The 1696-nt window shown below is 63.1% G+C and carries 1 protein-coding gene and 1 pseudogene; both read left to right on the forward strand.

From position 1 onward, the window contains the following. Nucleotides 1-948: HEAT repeat domain-containing protein (locus ABX749_RS31915; RefSeq protein ID WP_372899597.1), on the forward strand; the 948-nt coding region annotated here is incomplete at its 5' end. 52 nt (nt 949-1000) lie between these two features. Continuing rightward, nucleotides 1001-1696, forward strand: a pseudogene (locus ABX749_RS31920) (hypothetical protein); the annotation flags it as partial.

The following is a 1696-nucleotide window of genomic DNA, read 5'->3' on the forward strand; positions in this document are numbered from 1 at the left end:
GACCCCGGCCCCAACATGGTCCGCGCTTACCCCGCCAAGCCCGATGGCGCCGGATACACCGCGACGATCGAGCCATTGATGACGGGAACCACCGACCGCTGGTTCCGACCGGCCGATGTCTGCACCGCACCGGACGGTTCGCTGTTCGTGACCGATTGGTACGATCCCGGCGTGGGAGGTCACAATCAAGGCGACTCGGACCGGGGACGGCTGTTTCGACTGGCACCTCCCGGGTCGGCTTACACGATTCCGACGTTCGACTTCACCACCGCCGACGGCGCTGTCGAAGCACTGCGAAACCCGAACTTGGCCGTCCGCTCGCGAGCCTGGAGAACGCTGCACGCGATGGGCCGCGATGCCGAACCCGAATTGCTGGAACTCTACGCTGATTCCAATCCGCGACTGCGAGCCCGCGCGCTGTGGTTGCTCGGTAAGATCGACGGACGCGGAGAGCACTATGTGACCAAGGCTTTGGCCGATTCCAATCCAGACATTCGCATCACGGCGATCCGTTTGGCCAAGCAACTGACCGCCCAACCGTCTCGGTGGCTGGCCGACGCCGCCGACGATGAATCGGTGGCGGTGCGACGCGAGTTGGCTGTCGCGCTCCGCTACGACACCAGCAAAGCCATGCCGACGCTGTGGGCCAAGCTGGCAACGGCCTACGACGGCCAGGACCGCTGGTATCTGGAAGCCCTCGGGATCGGAAGCGACGTCCGCCCCGAAGCCTGTTTCGAAGCCTACCTGGATGCCGTCAACGGCCGCTGGGACACGGCGGCCGGCAGAGACCTGGTCTGGAGAATCCGGGCCCCTAAAGCGGCAGACGCCATGGTCTCATTGATCGCCGATCCGAACCGACCGCTGCGTGAAACGGATCGATACTTTCGCAGTCTCGAATTCCATGATTCGGACGTCCGCAGCGCCGCGTTGAAACGGCTGCTTCCCTGAACGCCTTGGCTTTGTTGATCCCCCTTTCCCTTCACTTCTTTGCCCACCCCCGATGAAACTTCACGCGTTGATCCTGACCGTCGGCTTCCTGTACCTCCTCACCGCGCCATCAAGCTTGCCTGCTGCCGACAATGCCGCGCAGGCTCGTCGAGACGCCATCGTCGTGCGGGCGATCGAGCGGATCGATGGCTATGACTACCGCTCCGACCCCGCGGTGTCGGAGGCCGTCATGCGGCAGATCCGGCGCAGCGAGGGCACACCGGAATTCATGAAACTGGTCAAACGTTTCAAACCCGATGGCATTGAATCGCAACTGACGGTGGCGTTGGTCGGTGATGATCGATCGGCGGCGGTGGAATCGGCGGAGTTGTTGTTGGAACTTGATGCCGGACGACGAGAAATCCGCAACTTGCTTGCCTCGCCCGACCAGGCCCGCGGCGTGATCGAAACGCTCGGGTTACTCGGTAACGGACGCGCCAATCATTTTCTGTCCGAGGTCGCGACCGATGCCGAGCGTCCCTACGATCAGCGCCGCGCGGCCGTCGCCGGGTTGGCGCGAACCAAGGACGGTGAAAAACGGCTGATCGATTTAGCGACTAAGAAAACGCTGGTCGGCGACACCGTCCTGATTGCCGGCGCGTTGTTGGCGCGCAGCAAAGACGGCGGCATTCGCAAAGCCGCCGCGAACGTGTTGCCGCAACCGGCCCAAAAAGATTCTCAGCCCTTACCCCCGATCGACGAACTGGCC

Origin of the sequence: Stieleria sp., from assembly GCF_041595215.1 — a bacterium.
GTDB classification, from domain to species: domain Bacteria; phylum Planctomycetota; class Planctomycetia; order Pirellulales; family Pirellulaceae; genus Stieleria; species Stieleria magnilauensis.